We start from the raw sequence: 20,821 nt of genomic DNA on the forward strand, positions 1-20,821 counted from the left end.
TTTGTAAATTTGGTATTTAGAATAAAAATAAATAATTATGAGTAAAGCAATATATATAGCCACTAGCGATCACAACAGTGGTAAATCAATTATTACGCTCGGCTTAATGAGTATCTTGATTGGGAAAACGGCCAAAGTAGGATATTTTAGACCTATAATTGAAGATTTTGTCGATGGTGAAGTTGACAATCATATCGAGACTGTTTTGTCTTATTTTAACCTTGATATTAAGTTTGAAGATGCGTATGCCATTACCAAAAGCAGATTAATCAAAAAGAAGAACAAAGGTAAAATAGGGGAGGTTCTAGATTTAATTATTGAAAAATATAAAAAACTAGAAGAGCGCTTTGATTTTGTTTTGGTTGAAGGAACCAGCTTTACGGGGGAAGGAACTTCGATTGAATTAGATTTAAATGTTTTAATTGCCAAAAACCTGGGAATTCCAAGCATAATTGTAGGTTCTGGAGTTGGAAAAACCTTAGAAGAGCTTTTGGATAGTTTGTATCTGGTTTATGATTCTTTTAAAGTAAAAGAAGTTGAGGTTTTATCTGTTTTTGCTAATAAAGTGCAACCAGAAAATATCGAATTGGTTACAACAAGCTTACAGAAAAGTTTGCCTTCAAATGTATTGATTAATACCATTCCGCTAATTTCGAGTTTGAATAATCCAACCATGCAAGAAATTGTAAGCGAATTAAATGCTAAAGTTCTGTTTGGAGAAAATTATCTGAATAACGAAATTGGGCATTATAGCGTTGGAGCCATGCAGCTTCATAATTATCTCGTGCATTTGCATGACAATGCTTTGGTAATTACTCCTGGAGATCGTTCAGATATTATTTTAGGAGCTTTACAAGCAAATGAATCAGCCAATTATCCAACCATTTCGGGAATTATCCTGACAGGAAATATCGTGCCAGAAGAAAGTATTTTAAAACTCATTGAAGGACTTTCTGCCATTGTTCCAATTATTGCGGTTGATGGCGGAACGTATCATATTACCAATAAAATAGGCTCTATTAAATCGCAGATTTACGCCAACAATACACACAAGATTGAAACCTCAATCAATACTTTCGAAAAATATGTTGAAATCGAGGCTTTATCGCAAAGAGTAATTACTTTCCAACCTGAAGGGATGACGCCAAAAATGTTTCAATACAATATGGTGAAAAGAGCTAAACAGCACAGAAAACATATTGTACTGCCAGAAGGGAATGATGACCGAATTATTACAGCAGCATCAAGATTACTAGATATGGATGTGGTTGATATTTCTATCATTGGCGATAAAAAACAGATAGAAAGTAAAGTTACAGAGCTTGGACTTACATTTGATTTTTCTAAAGTAAATATTATTAATCCGATTGAATCTGAAATGTATGAAGATTATGCCAATACGTATTACGAGCTTAGAAAGGCTAAAAACGTGAGTATTACCATGGCGAGAGATTTAATGGAAGATGTATCTTATTTCGGAACCATGATGGTGTACAAAGGCCACGCAGACGGAATGGTTTCTGGTGCTGCGCATACTACTCAGCATACGATTTTGCCAGCTCTTCAATTCATTAAAACTAAACCTAATTCATCTGTAGTTTCATCTGTTTTCTTTATGTGTTTAGAGGATCGCGTTTCTGTTTTTGGAGATTGCGCTATTAATCCAAACCCAACAGCAGAACAATTGGCAGAAATTGCTATTTCTTCGGCAGAATCAAGTTTAGCATTCGGAATTGAACCAAAAATTGCCATGCTTTCTTATTCTTCTGGATCATCAGGAAAAGGAGACGAAGTTGATAAAGTAAGAACTGCAACAGCAATTGTTAAAGAAAAAAGACCAGATTTAAAGATAGAAGGTCCAATTCAGTACGATGCAGCGGTTGATCTAAGCGTTGGAAAAAGCAAAATGCCAGATTCAGAAGTAGCAGGACAAGCTAGTGTATTAATTTTTCCGGATTTAAATACAGGAAACAATACGTACAAAGCTGTTCAAAGAGAAACCGGAGCTTTGGCAATTGGTCCAATGTTACAAGGCTTAAACAAGCCTGTAAATGACTTAAGCCGTGGCTGTACTGTAGATGATATTATCAATACGGTCGTAATTACAGCGATTCAGGCACAAGGAATGTAATTCAATTAAAAATAAATTACTTTGAGTTTGCAGCGTTAAAACTTAGAACCTTAGTAACTCAGCATCTTAGCAACTTTAATAAAAAATGAAAATACTAATTATAAATTCAGGAAGCTCTTCGATTAAATATCAATTAATGGTAATGCCAGAAAACGAAGTAATCTGTTCTGGAATGATTGACCGAATTGGTTTAGAAACTTCAAATATCACTTTTAAAACGGCTGTTGTTTCACGCGAAGAAACGCTTCCAATTCCGAATCATAAAGTCGGTTTGCAGAAAGTAGCCAATATGCTTTTAGATGCCGAAAAAGGAGTGATTAAATCGACTTCAGAAATTGCAGCTGTGGGTCATCGCGTAGTGCATGGCGGAAGCGATTTTAGCGCAACGGTAAAAATTGACGAAAAAGTAAAAGAAAAAATCAAGCAGCTTTTTGAATTGGCACCTTTGCACAATCCTGCCAATTTAGAAGGAATTAATGTGGCAGAAGAGATTTTTAGTTCGGCTGAGCAAATAGCTGTTTTTGATACCGCTTTTCATCAAACAATGCCAGAAGTAGCTTATAAATATGCTATTCCGAATTATCTTTTGACAGAAAATAAAGTGCGTGTTTACGGTTTTCATGGTACAAGCCACAAATATGTTTCTGAAAAGGCTATTAATTACTTAAAAGATAATTCTAAAATAATTACCATTCACTTAGGAAATGGTTGCAGTATGGCTGCGATTAAAGATGGAAAATGTATTGATACCTCAATGGGATTCTCGCCTTCAAACGGTTTAATTATGGGAACTCGAGCAGGAGATATTGATCAGTCTGTTGTTTTTTATATGATTAAAAATTTAGGATATACTCCAGATGAGGTAAATGCTGTTTTACTGAAACAAAGCGGTATGCTTGGACTGACAGGTTATAGTGACTTACGTGATATTGAAGCAGAAGCCGAAAAGGGCAATAAAGATTGTCAGTTGGCATTGCAAATGAATGCTTATAGAATTAGAAAAACAATTGGAGCTTATGCCGCAGCTTTAAACGGTTTAAATGCCATTGTTTTTACAGCAGGAATCGGCGAAAATTCATCTTATATGCGTAATTTGATTTGTACCGATATGGATTATTTTGGAATTGAAATTGACACAGGAAAAAATGAACTGCGTTCAAAAGAATTAAGAGAAATCAATTCAGAAAAGTCTATTGTAAAAGTTTTAGTTGTTCCTACTGATGAGGAATACGAAATTGCAAATCAAGTTTATCAATTGCTTGAAAATTAGAAAGTTTTATTTTAAACTTAATTTTAGGCTCCTTTTTGGAGCCTTTTTTATGCTTTCAGTTTAAGTTTTTGTCAGTATCTTTGAATTTAAAAAATAATATCTTGAAATCGATACTTTTTAAATCCGTTTTCTTCTTTTTCATCGCTTTACAGCTTCAAGCACAAGAATTACTTCCCTTTGTCGAAAATTACAGCAAATCAGATTATCAGGGAGATAATCAGATCTGGAATGTGGCACAAGGCAATGACAATGCAATGTATTTTGCCAATAATCACTATTTGCTTCGTTACGACGGAGTAAAATGGGAAAAATATACACTTCCGAACAAAACCATCATTCGATCTATTTTGATTGAAGGAGATAAAATTTATTCTGGCTCTTATAAAGAATTTGGCTATTGGTATAGAAAAGACGGAACGATGCATTATGTTTCGATTACCAAAAATCTCAGATTATTTGATGAAAAGGACAATGAAGAAATCTGGAAAATTTTTAGGTTTAATGGTTCTCTTTATTTTCAGTCTTTTAATGATGTTTTTATTTATAACGGAAAAACAATTAAGAAAATAAAATTCCCTTTTCTTATTTCATACTGTTTTGGAGTAGATAAAGATTTATATGTAGCTTCTGTTAAGGATGGAATTTTTAAAATGAATGGAAAGCACATTGCCAATCCAAAAGGGTGGGACATTTTAAAAAATACTGTTGTTCATGCCATAGAAAAGTTTCAAAACAAGACTTATATTTTTACTCAGAAAAAAGGCGTTTTCATTGTAGAAAAAAATGGACTAAAAAACTGGGAACATCCAATAAATGAAACTTTAAAATCGGCAACAATCAATGTGGCAAAATTTGTCAAAAATGACAAGCTTATTGTTGGAACCGGAAATCGCGGGATTTTCATTTTAGATTTAAAAAACAATTCCTATAAAAATATCGAACGCGATAATGTTTTAATGAACAATTCAGTTTTGAGTATAGGATTGGATCGAGAAAATGATCTTTGGGTAGGTTTAGATAACGGAATTGCTCATGTTGAGGTTAATTCTCCTATTTCTTTCTTTTACGATAACTCAGGTCTCTTAGGTTCTGTGTATGCTGTGGCGGCAATTAATAAAGGGTATTTAATTGCTTCTAATCATGGTATTTTTGAATACAGCGCCGGAAAATTTAATATGATGCCTAACACCCAAGGGCAAGGATGGAATATTTCTCTAATTGACGGGAAATATATCATTGGCCACAATGACGGTACTTTTTCATATGAAAATAATACTTTGACCAAGATAAATGGTGTCAGCGGTGGATGGAATATGTCTAAAAGCAGTATTAATAACACTTATTTTCAATCAACTTATAGTGGTATTTTGGTTTATGATGATCCTTCAAACATGTCTCATTATAAAATCATAAAAGACCTTGCAAAACCGATTAAATATGTTGCTCAAAACAAAAAAAATGAAATTTGGGCTGCCGATAATTACCGCGGTTTGTATCGTGTTTTACTAGATGATAATTACAATACGCTGAAAGTGGAAAACGTTACGCAGCAAAGTAAAATACAAAACGATTTTGGAATAAAGATTTTTGAGTTTAGAAAAGAAATCCTTTTTCTAATTAATAATTCTTGGTATACCTACAATTCTATATCTAATAAATTGGAAGAAAACGAACTATTCAATACCAATTTCAGAAATGTAACCGATGTCGTTTCTATAGATGAAGATCATTTTATGGTTCTGCAAAACGGAATCTTATATCATATTTATGCTCAAGGAAACAAATTTGTATGGAATATTATCCAAGAGAAATATTATAAAGGAAAATTGATTAACGAGAATCTGAGAATTTTCAAAAAAGACAATTATTATTTGTTTAATCTGGATGATGGATTTATTTCGCTTAAACTTGAATATGAAAATAAGCAGAATTCAGAAGTTAAAATCGAAGCATTTAGTGATGATGCTTTAATTCCGAGTGATGAGAAAATTAAATTCAATACCGAATTAAAGATTAATGTCATCTCTGGAATTTATGGAGCGAGCAGACCAAATTTATTTTATAAACTAGATAAAGAAAAAGATTTCATTCCAATTTCAGACGGATTGATTGTTTTGAACAATTTAAGCAGTGGATATCATACTGTAGAAATATTCAAACACGATGGAGCAACTTATGATGCAGTTTCGTCATATAAATTTAAAGTTGCAGAACCTTGGTATTTTTCATTTTGGATGATTCTATTGTATTTTCTTGTAATCGGAGCAGTTTTATTTTTCTATTATAAATGGAATAAGCTTCGTTATATGCAAAAATTAAAATTGCAAGCTGAAGAATTAAAGCATCAGCGAGAAATTCTCGAGATGGAATTGAAAAAGGAAAACGAACTTAATATTCAGGAATACGAAAAACATATTTTAGAATTAGAACTGCAGGCGAAATCTTCTGAAGTTGCTGGCAAATCATTATCAATTGCCAAACAAACCGAAATGATCGATAAAATTCAAGGTATTTTAGAAACCGAGAAAGATTTTGGTAAACTTAAAAATGAAATTAGAAAAGCAATTAAGATTAATGAAGTCAATAAACACGAATGGGAAACATTTGAAACTAATTTGAATCAAATTCATAATGAGTTTATCATTAATCTGTCTAAAAAATATCCACAATTAACTCCAAAGGATATAAAACTATGTGTTTATCTTAAAATGAACCTTTCTTCTAAAGAAATTGCTCCTATGATGAATATCTCTTTTAGAGGTGTAGAACTCCACAGATATCGTCTAAGAAAGAAACTAAACCTTACTCAAGACGAAAACCTATCAAAGTTTTTATTAACTCTGTAAGATTTGATTTTATTTTTTACGGAATTTATATTTTTCAATATCATTTTTTATATAATTACGATACATCATTACTACATCATAATGTTGTGTTAAAGGAATTTTGTTAATATTTATAATGTTGATAATCATTATTATAAGATAAAATTTTAACACAATGATGTAGCTATGTTGTAGTGGTGTTTGATGTACTACAACGTTGTAATTGCTTAATTTGGCTCTACTAACTTAAACGATTACGTACTGTATGAAAAATTTTATTTTTAGCTTTTTAGCGCTCTTGCTGCTGCCTACCTATATGATGGGACAAGCGCAAGCAATTAAAGGAAAAGTAGTAGACAGTAATGGAATGGGAATTCCAGGAGCAATTATTGCTTCAGCTGATGCTAGAGCAACTGCAGATGCAGATTTCGACGGAAACTTTACAATTAATGCAAAACCGGGAGACATTTTAAAAGTCTCTATGTTAGGCTTTGATGCAGTTTCTGTACCGGCTACTGCCGCACCAATGACAATTACCTTAAAAGAAGCAGGAGATACTGCCTTAAAAGAAGTAGTTGTAATTGGTTACGGTACAAGAAAGAAAGTAGACAATACTACAGCCATTTCATCAATAAAAGCAGAAGAAATTACAAAAACAAAAGTTTTAAATGCTTCACAAGCTATTCAAGGCAAAGCTGCTGGTGTTCAGGTTATCTCATCTGATTTACCAGGTAGTACCCCTTCCGTTGTAATTAGAGGATTAGGGACCGCTTTAGGTGGAAGAAATCCATTATATATTGTAGATGGAATGCAGACTGAAAACATCAATAATATTAACTCAAATGATATTACGTCCTATGAGGTCTTAAAAGATGCCTCTGCTTTAGCAATCTACGGTACAAGAGCGGCGAATGGTGTTATCATTATTACTACTAAAAAAGGTAAAGGAGATAAAGTTTCTGTTGAGATTGAAAGTTTTGCAGGAATAAGAGAACCTTTGAAAAAAGTAAAAATGGCAGGTAGTAATAAGTTTGCGTATTATACAAACTCAGCTTTACAAACGACTACATTTTCTCAAGATCAACCAGTAAATACAGATTGGTTTGATGCAATTACTAGAACAGGTTCTTATACACAAAATAATATATCTGTTTCAGGAGCAAGTGAAAATATAAAATACTTTTTCAGTTTAGGAAATTATGAAGAAAAAGCAGTTTTAAATGGTTTAGATTACGGTCGTACTACATTTAGAAACAATAATGAATATAAAATTTCTAAAAAATTAACTTTAAATCAAAACTTTAGTTTTACTTCTACTAATTCAACTCCAAAACCTTTAAGTGCATTTACAACTGCTTATAAACAATCGCCAATAGTACCAGTGCGCTTTGCAAATGGTCAATATGGTGTATCAAGAGTTGGAGAAAATGGTTTTGCAAACACTACAGGTTCATCTTTTAATAATGTTGGAAATCCTGTAGCACAATTGGATCTTTATAATGAACAACAGAAAAGTGTTACGCTACAAGGCGGTCTAAAATTAGATTATGAAATCTTACCTTCTTTAAAATTTACTTCACAATTTAATGGGGAATATTACACTTGGAAACAATATAATTTCGAAGATTCAGAAAATATTTGGTTAGCTGCTAATCCAGATAAAACAGCTGCAGATTTTGATCAAAGAGTTGTTAATGAAAAAATTCCTTATAATTTGTTAACCAAAGGTAGAGAAGAATATTTTAATTGGAATTTATCTAATTATTTGACATTTAATAAAGTATTTAATCAAATTCATGATGTTGAATTAACAGCAGGTATAGAAACATCTGTTAGAGGACCTCGACAAAAATTGACAATTGTTAGAAAAAATGCAAATACAGATTCTAACTATTGGTCATTAAAGGATGTTGATTATGTAGCAAATATAACAAGTTATAAAGATGAAGTTTTTAATGAGACAAAATTAGCATCTTATTTTGGTCGTTTTCAGTACAAATTGAAGGATAGATATTTATTAACTGGGACTATTAGACGTGATGGATCTTCAAATTTTGCTAAAGACTATCGTTGGGGAACTTTTCCAGCATTCGGAGCAGGGTGGATCATTAACAAAGAAAGCTTCATGGCTGATGTAAAAACAATTAACTTATTGAAATTAAGAGGAGGTTGGGGTAAACTAGGCAATCAAAATGTGCCACTTAATAGACAAGGCTATAGTTCAGGTTTAAATTCTTATTTAGGGGGATCAATTTTATACGAAGGAACAACCATTACCTCTCAAATAGATCCGAGCCTCTCATGGGAAGTAACTGAAGAATCTTCTTTAGGATTAGATTTTGAATTGTTAGATAATAGATTAAAAGGAACTTTTGACTTGTATAATAAAAAAACAGATAATGTTATTTTAAACGTACAGCCTTATATAGCTTCTGGTATAACAACTGCTTCACCCGCACATGTAGGAGAGGTATCAAATAAAGGATATGAGATTTCTTTACGTTGGGATGATAAAATAACTGACGATTTATCTTATTGGATTGGCGGTAACTTTTCTCATAATAAAAATGAACTTACAGGCATAAAAGACATAATATTATCACCAATACAAGGAGGTAGTTTAGGAAATGGGGAAACTACTAAGTTTTTGGACAATTCATCTGTAGGACAACCATTAGGAAGCTTCTTCTTGTATCAGTATGCTGGTTTTGATAGTGAAAATGGTAAAATGTTATATTACAAGGCAGATGGGACCAAAGCTACTCAAGATGCATTAGGTACTGCAGATAAAAAATATGTAGGCTCAATTTTACCAAAATCTAATTATGGTGTTACCTTAGGTTTAAATTATAAAAACTTTGATTTCTCTGTTGATGGATATGGTACTTCAGGTGCTAAGGTTTACAATGGAAAAAAGGGACAGCGTTTTGGTGGAGAGAATATAGAAGATTCAGTAGCAACTGATTTTTGGACAATAAATAATCCTACAGCTTCAAATCCAGGAGCATTTAATTCTACTCCGGTAGCTTCGACATATTATTTAGAGTCAGGGGATTTCTTTAGAATTAATAACATTACTTTAGGATATAAACTTCCTTTAGATGAAAAAAGCTTTATCAGCTATTGCAGATTATATGTTAATGCAATTAATCCATTTATTACACAAAAATTCTCAGGCTTTTCGCCAGAGTTAAATGCAGACGGGGATCCATATAAACTTCAAGGAGTGGAGTTGGATGCTTATCCAACATTAAGATCATTTGTTGTAGGGGCTAATTTAAAATTTTAATATTATGAAAAATATATATATATCAATGTTTGCATTAGTGTCATTGCTTTTTGCGGGATGTGCAGACGATTATTTAGATGTTAACCAAACAGAATCTGTTTCTACAGACGATATCGAATTATATAATAATAATGCAGGAGCAGAAACTTTTGTAACCGCAATTTATAACAAATTCCTAGATTGGGATACAACTTCATTTGGTTGGATTGGTTTAGCGAGCATAACAAGCGATGATGCCGATAAAGGTTCAAGTCCAGGTGATGCGGGTACCGATAAAGATATATTAGATGCTTTAACATATAATGCTTCTAATCCTTCTTGTCGAGATATTTTTAAAGCTTATTATGCTGGAATTAATAGGTGTAACCAAGCTTTAAATATTATTCCTCAATTAGATAAAGCCGATGCAGGATTAAGAAGTAGATTAATGGGAGAAGCAACATTTATGAGAGCTTTCATGTATTTTACTCTTGTGAAAATTTATGGAGGTGTTCCAATTGTAGACCATTTGCCTAACCCGTCATCTCTAGAAGATAAGAATATGTTGCTTACTCGTAAACCAGTAACAGAAGTTTATGCTTTTATTGAGAATGATTTAAATACAGCTATTGCAGCTTTGCCATTAAAATCTGCTTATTCTGCTGATGAAAAAGCGAGAGTATCAAAAGGATCAGCTTATGCATTGTTAGCTAAAGTGAATTTGTATCAAAAAAACTGGCAGAAAGTTGTAGACAACTGTAATTTAGTTACAGGTTATAGCCTTGTTCCAGATTATGCTACGATGTTTAGGCTAGAGGGCGAAAATGGGCCTGAATCTATTTTCGAAATCAATGGTGTTGGATCAGTACCTGCAAAAGGAATTAGACAATATTCTCAAGTTCAGGCACCTAAAGGAACTGGAGGCTGGGGCTGGGGCTTCAATACTCCTTCTCAAAGTTTATTGAATGCATATGAGCCAGGTGATGTTAGAAAAGATGCAACGATTATTTTTAGAGGAACAACATTGTATGATGGGAAACTTGTACCAAATACAGTTCAAAACGAAAGATATAACTATAAAGCATATTCATCTAATTATAGTGGAGCTGATGACAGTGATGCTAATGTTATTTTTATTAGATATGCTGAAGTATTATTAATGAAAGCAGAAGCCTTAAATGAACTTGGTCAAACAAGCGATGCTATTTCATTATTAAACCAAATTAGAAATAGAGCTAAGCTTCCTAATACAACTTTTTCTTCTCAAGATGATATTAGAAAAGCTATTTGGAGAGAAAGAAGGGTTGAGTTAGCATTTGAATTTGACAGATTCTTCGATTTAGTAAGAACTGGTCAGGCTAAAACTGCTTTTGCTGCTGATGGGAAAGTATTTACTGAGGGAAAAAATGAATTGTTCCCAATTCCGGAAGCTTTCTTAAACGAAGCAAAAGGTCTTTCAAGTCAAAACCCTGGTTATTAATTTTAAAGATATTAAAAATGAAAAAGAATAAATCTATTTTATTGCTTTCTTTTGTTTTAGCTTCAACATTACTAGTAAGCTGCGAGGATAGTATTGATAAAGTAAACAGCCCAATTCCGTACGAACAGATTGGAGGTTATGACAATTCAGATGAGGTTGCTGCAGAACATTTGGTTTCTAAATTTAGTTTTGATGGTAATATTGCGGATTCAAAAAACAGTATTACAGATGGAACAGGAACTAATGTTACATATGGAACAGGAATAAAAGGTGAGGCATATCAAGGTTCTGCAAGTTCTTTTATTTCTTACAATACAGTTGCTAATTCGGTAATAAACGTAAAAAGTATTTCTATTTCGATGTGGATCAAAACAGATCCGCATACTGGAGGAGCACAGTCTTTATTTATGCTTCCTAAAAAAACAGATTTCTGGGGAAATATTTTTACACTTATTGAAGGTACAGGACCAGCAACAACAATGCTTTTAAAGAATCACATTCAAAAAGATGTAACACCAAGTATTTCTTGGGCAGGACAATTTATTGAGCATGGAGGAACTAATGTTCTAGCCAATATGTTTGGTGTGTGGAAACATTTAGTTTGGACTTACAATGGCACAAGTTCTACCTATAGTATTTACATTGATGGTAAAAAGTTAGAGATACCCGCATCTATTGCAAAAAGATATGCAAGTGATCCTACCACAGGAGGAGCTCCATATGGAGAATTAGCAAACTCTGAAGTTTCAAAATTTATTATTGGTGGTTTTCAACAGCATTTAGGAGCTCCTTGGAGTGATCCTGATGGTTGGATGCTTCACTATACAGGATTAATGGATGAGTTTAGAATTTATGATGCAGCTCTTACTGATAATGAAGTTTCTGCTCTTTATAAATTAGAAAAAGATAAGAGATAAAGTTTTTAAAACCATATGCCTGAATTTTATTTCGGGTGTATGGTTTAGTAATAACAATTATTAGAAATTGATAAAATGAAGTTAGGTTTATATATTATAATGTTTTTAAGTGCTGTTAGCTCTTGCTCTTCATCTTCTCCAGAAGGGGGAAATAATGTTGGAACACCGTTACCAACAAATCCAACAACACCTACAAATCCTTTAACAGATACAGAAGCTTTAGATTTGGTTCAAAAAGATGCGATTAAGTATTTTTGGGAGTATGCAGATTCAAATTCAAAATTAGCACGAGAGAGATATCTTACGGAGGATCCAAGCTTTGAATCAAATATTATAACTACTGGAGGTTCTGCATTTGGGTTAATGAGTATAGTTGTAGGCGTAGAAAGAGGTTTCTTGCCAAGAGTAGAAGCTGTTTCTAGACTTACTACCGCATTAAATTTTCTTGAAAAAGCAGAACGTTTTCACGGAGCATGGCCACATTGGATGGATAATAAATCTGGGAAAGTTATTCCTTTTGGAACAAAAGACAATGGCGGAGACTTAGTGGAGACTTCTTTCGTTTGCCAAGCGTTAATTACGATCAGAGAATATTTTAATAATGGAAGTACGACCGAAAAAGAATTAGCTGCAAAAGCAGATCAACTTTGGAAAGGTGTAGAGTGGGACTGGTATACACAGGGACAAGATGCATTGTATTGGCATTGGTCTCCTAATTATGGTTGGGAAATGAACTTCAAATTGGAAGGATACAACGAATGTCTTATCACTTACATTATGGCTGCCTCTTCTCCAACACATCCAATTTCAGCCGAAGCATACCATAAAGCATGGGCAAGAAGTGGTGCAATCGTAAATGGTGGTTCACAATATGGAATTCCTGTGGTATTAAATTATAATGGAGCTACAGGAAATGTTGGACCAATGTTCTGGTCGCATTATTCTTATTTAGGTTTAGATCCAAATAATCTAAAAGATAAATATGCAGATTACTGGCAATTGACACAAAATCATGCTAAGATTATGGTTCAATACAGTGTTGCTAATCCAAAAGGATTTAAAGATTATTCAGATAAATGTTGGGGATTAACAGCGAGTTATACAAGAAATCCTGATGGAACGACAGGCTATACCGCACATCAGCCAAACAATGATACAGGTGTAATTTCTCCAACTGCAGCATTATCTTCTTTTCCTTTTACGCCAGTAGAGTCTATGAAGTTTTTGCATTATTTGTATGATGAGAATAGAGCAAAATATGTTGGAATTGCAGGACCTTATGATGCTTTTTCCCCACAATACAATTGGGTAACACCTCGCTATTTAGCAATCGATCAAGGAACTATCGCTCCCATGATTGAAAACTATAGAAGTGGTTTAATGTGGAAATTATTTATGAATGCTTCAGATACTAAACTGGGGCTTAAAAAATTAGGTTTTACTTCTAGTAAATACGGGATTTAAGAAGCAGTATGAAATATAAATTAGCTTTTTTATCTTTTTTGTTTTCTATTTTGGGCTTTAGCCAAAGCGAGACAACTGGAAAAATAAATACTGTTATAATGGAAAAGTATGAGCTTGGTTTTGTTCTGCATAAACCAGCAAATACAAAAGACAAAAAGCCTTTAATAGTTTTTATTTCTGGAGATGGAGAAAAAGGAACTGATCTTGAGAAAGTGAAGATTCACGGTCCTTTGAAATATTTAAAAACGCATCAATTAGATGCTTATGTTTTGGCTCCGCAATGTAAAGAAGATGAGAATTGGGATATAGAATCAATTTATCAGCTGATTGTAAAAATTCAGAAAGAGAATAAAATCGATTCAGAAAGAATTTATGTTACTGGTTTGAGCTCAGGAGGTTGGGCTTCTTGGAATTTGGCTTTTGCACATGCAGATTTATTTGCCGCAAATGTACCTGTCGCTGGCTTTGTAGATTTGATTCAGTTAGAAAAAGCATGTGAAATTGCCAAAATTCCAACCAGAATTTTTCATGGATTGCTAGATGATGTGGTAAATGTGAATTACGCAATCACAATTTACAAAGAGTTGAAAAAATGCAATGCAAAAGATGTAAAGCTGACCATTTTTGATGATGCAGGACATGACAGCTGGACAAAAGTATATGATAATCAAGAGATCTACGACTGGATGTTGCAGCAAAGAAAAACGAATACAAACAAATAAATAGAATAGAATGAAAAACAAATTAGTCTTACTTTTTTTAGGATGCGCTGTTTTGGGTTATGCTCAAAAGAAGCCTGCTAAAAATACAGCGAAAATTAAACCAAAGTCTGAATTTGTGGCGGAATTAATGTCAAAAATGACTTTAGACGAGAAATTGGGTCAGTTAAACTTGCCAACATCTGGTGATATTACCACAGGGCAGGCAAACAGCTCAAATGTGGCAAAAAATATTGCTGAAGGAAAAGTGGGCGGTTTGTTCAACATTAAATCAGTTCAAAAAATTAAAGAAGTACAGAAAATTGCGGTTGAAAAAAGCCGTTTAAAAATTCCGTTGCTTTTTGGTATGGACGTAATTCACGGTTACGAGACAACATTCCCAATTCCGTTAGGATTATCTTGTACTTGGGATATGGGCTTAATCGAAAGAAGTGCTCAAATTGCAGCTAAAGAAGCTAGTGCAGATGGAATCAACTGGACATTCTCTCCAATGGTTGACATTTCTCGCGATCCAAGATGGGGAAGAGTTTCTGAAGGTTCTGGAGAAGATCCTTACTTAGGAGGGCAAATTGCTAAAGCAATGGTAAATGGGTACCAACAGCACGATCTTACTAAAAATAACTCAATCTTAGCTTGTGTAAAACACTTCGCATTATATGGTGCTCCAGAAGGCGGACGTGATTACAACACAGTTGATATGAGTCACATCAGAATGTTTAACGATTATTTTCCTCCTTACAAAGCTGCTGTTGATGCTGGAGTAGGTTCGGTTATGGCTTCTTTCAACGAAGTTGATGGAATTCCTGCAACTGGAAACAAATGGTTAATGACTGACGTTTTGAGAAAACAATGGGGCTTTAAAGGTTTTGTGGTGACAGATTTTACAGGAATTCCTGAAATGATTGAACACGGAATGGGTAATCTTCAAGACGTTTCTGCTTTAGCATTAAATGCTGGTGTTGAGATGGATATGGTTGGAGAAGGCTTCTTAGGAACTTTGAAAAAATCTTTAGATGAGAAAAGAGTGTCTATCGAAACAATCGACAATGCGGTTAGACTTATTCTAGAAGCAAAATATGATTTAGGGTTATTCCAAGATCCATATAAATATTGTGATGAAAAAAGAGCTAAAACTGAAATCTTCACAACAGACAGCAGAAAAGAAGCGCGTCAAATTGCTGCACAATCTTTAGTATTATTGAAAAACCAAAACCAATTATTACCGCTTAAAAAATCAGGTACAATTGGTTTGATTGGACCATTGGCTGATGCTAAAGAAAACATGCCAGGAACTTGGAGTGTGGCTACAAAAATGGAAAATGCGGTTTCATTATTGAGAGGAATTAAAGAAGTTGCTGGAGCTGGAACGAAAGTTTTATACGCAAAAGGGAGCAACTTAGATTACGATGAAACTTTTGAAACTAACGCAACAATGTTTGGAAAAACATTACACCGTGATTCACGTTCAAAAGAAGACTTATTAGTCGAAGCTTTAAAAGTTGCTGAACAATCTGATGTTATCGTTGCTGCTTTAGGAGAGTCTGCTGAAATGAGCGGAGAATCTAGCAGCCGTACAAATTTAGAAATTCCACAAGCGCAAAAAGATTTATTGAACGCTTTATTAAAAACAGGAAAACCAGTTGTTTTAGTTTTATTTGACGGACGTCCGTTAGTAATTACTGACGAAGAAAAAACAGTTCCTGCTATTTTAAATGCTTGGTTCGCTGGTACAGAAGCAGGTTATGCTATTGCTGACGTATTATTTGGAGATGTAAATCCTTCTGGAAAATTGACTTCAACTTTCCCAAGAAGCGTTGGACAATTGCCAATTTACTACGCACACAAAAATACAGGAAGACCGCTTTCTAACACAGAAGGTAAATTTGAGAAATTCAGATCAAATTATATCGACGAGAGAAACGAGCCTTTATTCCCATTCGGATTTGGTTTAAGCTATACTACTTTTGATTATTCAAACTTGAAAATTTCTTCTGATAAAATGGATTCAAAAGGAAAATTGAAAGTGACAGTTGAGGTAACAAACACTGGAAATTTTGACGGAAAAGAAACCGTTCAATTATACATTAGAGATTTAGTTGGTTCAGTAACAAGACCGGTTAGAGAGCTAAAAGGTTTCCAGAAAATAGCACTTAAAAAAGGTGAAAAACAAACAGTAAGTTTTGATATTACTGTTGAAGATTTAAAATTCTATAACTCTGATTTACAATTCGTAGCAGAGCCAGGGCAGTTTGATATTTTTGTTGGAGGAAATTCAAATGCCGATAAGAAAGTTAGTTTTGAGTTAACTAAATAGTTGGTTTATTTGATTAGTGAAAAGCCCTTCGTTTGGAGGGCTTTTTTTCTAAATCTAAAGACCTTTTTGTAATTTTTTAACTACGTTATTATGAATAAAATCAAAATATTTAGTGCCGTTTGCCTTGTTGCTTTTTCTTATTGCAATGCGCAAAAAAATGCAATTGTAGCACATCGCGGTGCTTGGAAAAAGAACAATCTTCCTGAAAACTCTATTGCATCATTAAGGCATGCAATCGATTTGAAACTGCCAGGATCAGAATTTGATGTTTGGAGAACAGCAGATGATTCGCTTGTGATCAATCATGATGCACATTACAACAAACTGCTTATTGAAGAAACAAATTATGCAGATTTGATAAAGTTTAAACTTTCTAACGGAGAAAAACTTCCAACCCTTCATGAGTACATTTCTGAAGGAATGCGAAATAACAAACATACACTTTTGGTTTGCGAAATTAAACCTTCAGAAATCAGCAAAGAAAGAGGACAAAAAACGGGTGTAGCAGCAGTCGAAACCATTAAAAAATTAAAAGCCGATAAAAACACCTGCTACATCAGTTTTGATTATGATATTCTGAAGAAAATTAGAGAGATAGATTCTAAAACCTCTTTGCAATATTTGGAAGGAAATAAATCGCCTAAAGAAGTTAAAGCAGATAAAATTAACGGTGTAGATTATCATTATTCAGTATTTCAAAAACACCCAGAATGGATTCAAGAAGCCAAAGACAATAAGGTGATTCTAAATGCTTGGACTGTTAATGACGCTAAAGATATGGATTGGATTATTGCACATAAATTCAATTACATTACTACAAACGAACCCGAACTTTTAAAGGAAAGAAAAGAGATTAAAAAATAGTCTTTAAAACTTAACTTAAGAAAATCTAACCATGAAGAAATTATATAAAAAACTAACGCCTATTGTATTGCTTTCGATATTTTTCGGAAACAATCTTTTGGCGCAAAATTCTGGCAAAACAGAATGGTTTGACCCTAGCAGACCAGCTACAACTTATTGTAATCCAATAAATATTGGGTACAATTTTACAACGCACAACCATAATGGAATTCCAGAATCACGCCGTTCAAGTGCCGATCCTGTAATTATTACGTATAAAGGCGAATATTATTTATTTGCGACAAATCAGGCAGGTTTCTTTTGGAGTAAAGACATGTCAGATTGGAATTTTGTTTATGGAAGCTTCCAAAGACAGCCAGGAGATGACGACCAATGCGCTCCTGCAGCTTGGGTTGTAAATGACACTTTATTTTACGTGGGCTCAACTTGGAAAAGAGATCATCCAATTTGGAAAACTGCAGATCCAAAATCAGGAAGATGGACGCGTCACGTAGACAAAGCAATGCTTCCAACTTGGGATCCAGCTATTTTTCAAGATGATGATAAAAAAGTGTATATGTACTACGGTTCAAGTGGAAAATTACCGCTTGTAGGTGTTGAGGTTGATTATAAAACGTGGCTTCCAAAAGGAAATCAGGAAGATTATGCCACATTGTACAAAGCAACAGAAGTTGAAGATATTCAAAAACCTTACGGGCAAATTAAAGAAGTTGCGATTTTAGATCCTTCAGCTCACGGATGGGAACGTTTTGGCCCAAACAACGATATGGAGCCTGCACCTTGGGGGAATTTCATTGAAGGAGCTTGGATGACCAAGCATAACGGAAAATACTATATGCAGTACGGAGCTCCTGCTACCGAATTTAAAGGATATGCAAATGGGGTTCACGTTGGCGATAATCCGTTAGGGCCATTTACGTATCAAAAACATAATCCAATGTCTTATAAACCAGGCGGATTTGTAATTGGAGCTGGACATGGAAATACTTTTGCAGATAATTACGGAAATTATTGGAATACAGGAACATGTAAAATTTCAATAAAAGACCGTTTTGAGCGTCGTATTGATATGTTTCCTGCCGGATTTGACAAAGATGATGTAATGTATTCTATTACAGCTTATGGAGATTTCCCGATTGTGTTGCCAACAAGCGAGCGCGATCAGACAAAAGGCGCTTCATCAGGATGGATGCTGCTTTCGTATAAAAAGCCTGTGACGGTTTCGTCTTCTGAAGAATGTATGGAAGTAGAAACGCACAGAATGGATCATGGCGGTAAAAAAGTGTATGAGAAATTCTGTTACGGAGCTGAAAATCTTACAGATGAAAATATTCAAACCTATTGGTCTGCTAAAACTAACAATCCAGGTGAATGGCTTCAAATGGATTTAGGGCGTCAAATGGAAATCAATGCGCTTCAAATTAATTACGCAGATCATAAAGCAACGCAGTTTAATAAAGCAATGGATATCTATTATCAATACAAAATATTCATGTCTGATGATGCTCAAAATTGGACTTTGGTGGTTGATAAATCTAAAAATGATAAAGATGCTCCACACGATTATGTAGAGCTTACCAAACCAATTAAAGCTCGTTACATTAAAATGGAGAATGTTCACAATGCTTCAGGTTTGTTTGCCATTTCTGATTTTAGAGTTTTTGGAAACGGATTGGCTGCAAAACCAAAACCTGTAGTTTCGTTTAAGGTAGATAGAAATAAAGCAGATTCTAGAAATGCTATGATTTCATGGAAAAAACAGGCAGATGCAATTGGTTACAACATTTATTACGGAATAGCTCCTGATAAATTGTACAACAGCATTATGGTTTATGGCGATAATACATACGATTTTAGAGGTTTGGATAAAGGCACGAAATATTATTTTACGATCGAGCCTTTTAATGAAAATGGTATTGGAACAAAAAATAAGATTATTGAAGTAAAATAATCTTTATTTATAGAATATGTAAAAGCTCCGATTGCAAATTGAAGAATTTGTAATTGGAGTTTTTTTTGAGAAAAGGTTGAGAAAAAGGCTTCAGAAATGTCAATAATTTTGTTCCTTTGCGAATATACCACTGGTATACTAAACTCCAAATTACTACAGAAACTATGAAAAAAACGATTCTTTTAACTGCTTTAGTTTTAAACGGATTGACATCTTTTGCACAGACAAATGATGAGAAAAACATCAAATTATTTTACAAAAAAGCCTTAACCGAGTCAAAATGCTACACTTGGTTAGAATACTTGTCAAATGACATCGGCGCTCGTTTGTCTGGCTCTAAAGGCGCAGAACAAGCAGTTGAGTACACTAGAAGGCAATTAGAAAGCTTAGGGCTTGATAAGGTATATTTACAAGAAGTTATGGTGCCTCACTGGGTGCGTGGCGAAAAAGAAACAGCTTATATTCTTGATGGGAAAGTAAAAACTAATGTGCCAATTTGTGCATTAGGAGGTTCGGTAGCAACACCAAAAACAGGTCTTACTGCAGAAATTATCGAAGTTCAAGGAATAAAAGAATTAAACGAACTTGGAGCTGATAAAGTAAAAGGGAAAATAGTTTTCTATAACAGGCCAATGAATCCTGAAAACATTGAAACTTTTACTTCTTATGGTGCTTGTGTTGACCAAAGATATGCAGGAGCAAAAGAAGCTGCAAAGCTAGGAGCAGTTGGTACAATTGTTCGTTCTATGAATTTACGTTTAGACGATTTTCCTCATACAGGAGCTCAAAGTTATGGTGACTTGCCAAAGGCACAGTATATTCCAACAGCGGCAATCAGTACAAATGGAGCTGAATTGTTGAGCAAATCTTTAAAAGTAAATCCTGCTTTAAAATTTTACTTCAAACAATCTTGCGAGACTTTGCCAGATGCTTTGTCTTATAACGTAATTGGTGAATTGACAGGAAGCGTTACTCCAGAAAACATTATGGTTGTTGGAGGACACTTAGATTCTTGGGATTTAGCTGACGGTTCTCACGATGATGGAGCAGGAGTAGTGCAAAGTATGGAAGTTATCCGTATTTTGAAAAACTTAAACTACAAACCTAAAAATACGATTCGTGTAGTATTATTTATGAATGAAGAGAACGGCGGAAAAGGTGGCGCTAAATACGAAGAAGTTTCAAAACAAAACAAAGAGAACCATATTTTTGCTTTAGAAAGTGATTCAGGAGGATTTTCTCCAAGAGGATTTTCAATTGAAGCTGATGATGCTAATTTAAAAAAGATTCAAGGTTATAAAGATCTTTTTGAGCCTTATTTGGTTCACAGCTTTACAATTGGGCACGCAGGTTCAGATATTAATCATTTAACTTCACAAGCTATTGTGAAAGCAGGTTTAAAGCCTGATTCTCAACGTTATTTTGATTATCACCATGCAGCAAATGATAAATTTGATGCCATCAACAAAAGAGAGTTGGAACTTGGCGCTGCAACAATGACTACATTAATGTATTTATTAGACCAAAACGGAATCGAGACTAAAAAAGCAAATTAAGATTCAAAAGAAAAAAATGAAAAAAGCCATAAGTTTTGAACATGCCCCAAAAAGTTAGACAC

General features: G+C 33.9%; 12 protein-coding genes. All 12 read left to right on the plus strand.

All coding sequences use genetic code 11. The annotated features are described in order from the left end of the window. Positions 1-37 precede the first annotated feature (37 nt). The 12 genes from pta (at position 38) to NU08_RS18790 (ending at position 20,759) form a co-directional block, all read left to right on the plus strand. Complete coding sequence (gene pta / locus NU08_RS18735) at positions 38-2,131, plus strand: phosphate acetyltransferase (RefSeq protein ID WP_129748615.1); 2,094 nt, start codon at positions 38-40, stop codon at positions 2,129-2,131. Between the two features lie 85 nt (positions 2,132-2,216). Then, positions 2,217-3,401 (plus strand): acetate/propionate family kinase, encoded by a 1,185-nt coding sequence (locus tag NU08_RS18740; protein ID WP_129748616.1) that lies wholly within the window; start codon positions 2,217-2,219, stop codon positions 3,399-3,401. A 101-nt stretch (positions 3,402-3,502) separates the two neighbouring features. Continuing rightward, positions 3,503-6,247, plus strand: coding sequence for a LuxR C-terminal-related transcriptional regulator (locus NU08_RS18745; protein ID WP_129748617.1), 2,745 nt, complete (start codon positions 3,503-3,505; stop codon positions 6,245-6,247). 244 nt (positions 6,248-6,491) lie between these two features. After that, positions 6,492-9,515 carry a SusC/RagA family TonB-linked outer membrane protein gene (locus tag NU08_RS18750; protein WP_129748618.1) on the plus strand — a complete coding sequence of 1,008 codons (3,024 nt, stop codon included), beginning with the start codon at positions 6,492-6,494 and terminating at the stop codon, positions 9,513-9,515. A 4-nt stretch (positions 9,516-9,519) separates the two neighbouring features. Further along, positions 9,520-10,974: a RagB/SusD family nutrient uptake outer membrane protein gene (locus NU08_RS18755; RefSeq protein WP_129748619.1), complete on the plus strand. Its 1,455-nt coding sequence runs from the start codon at positions 9,520-9,522 to the stop codon at positions 10,972-10,974. Between the two features lie 17 nt (positions 10,975-10,991). After that, positions 10,992-11,891 (plus strand): LamG domain-containing protein, encoded by a 900-nt coding sequence (locus NU08_RS18760; RefSeq protein ID WP_129748620.1) that lies wholly within the window; start codon positions 10,992-10,994, stop codon positions 11,889-11,891. A gap of 75 nt (positions 11,892-11,966) precedes the next feature. Beyond that, a complete protein-coding gene (locus NU08_RS18765) occupies positions 11,967-13,355 on the plus strand; it encodes a glucoamylase family protein (protein WP_129748621.1) in 1,389 nt (462 codons plus the stop codon). A 98-nt stretch (positions 13,356-13,453) separates the two neighbouring features. After that, a complete protein-coding gene (locus NU08_RS18770) occupies positions 13,454-14,077 on the plus strand; it encodes a prolyl oligopeptidase family serine peptidase (RefSeq protein ID WP_242502596.1) in 624 nt (207 codons plus the stop codon). A 10-nt stretch (positions 14,078-14,087) separates the two neighbouring features. Beyond that, positions 14,088-16,388 (plus strand): beta-glucosidase BglX, encoded by a 2,301-nt coding sequence (gene bglX / locus NU08_RS18775; RefSeq protein ID WP_129748623.1) that lies wholly within the window; start codon positions 14,088-14,090, stop codon positions 16,386-16,388. 90 nt (positions 16,389-16,478) lie between these two features. Then, positions 16,479-17,252 carry a glycerophosphodiester phosphodiesterase family protein gene (locus NU08_RS18780; RefSeq protein ID WP_129748624.1) on the plus strand — a complete coding sequence of 258 codons (774 nt, stop codon included), beginning with the start codon at positions 16,479-16,481 and terminating at the stop codon, positions 17,250-17,252. Between the two features lie 31 nt (positions 17,253-17,283). Beyond that, positions 17,284-19,203, plus strand: a complete 1,920-nt coding sequence (locus tag NU08_RS18785) for a discoidin domain-containing protein (protein ID WP_129748625.1) — start codon at positions 17,284-17,286, stop codon at positions 19,201-19,203. Between the two features lie 164 nt (positions 19,204-19,367). Further along, positions 19,368-20,759 carry a M20/M25/M40 family metallo-hydrolase gene (locus tag NU08_RS18790; protein WP_129748626.1) on the plus strand — a complete coding sequence of 464 codons (1,392 nt, stop codon included), beginning with the start codon at positions 19,368-19,370 and terminating at the stop codon, positions 20,757-20,759. The last annotated feature ends 62 nt before the right edge of the window (positions 20,760-20,821 follow it).

This window comes from Flavobacterium anhuiense, assembly GCF_004151235.1.
Lineage (GTDB): Bacteria > Bacteroidota > Bacteroidia > Flavobacteriales > Flavobacteriaceae > Flavobacterium > Flavobacterium anhuiense_A.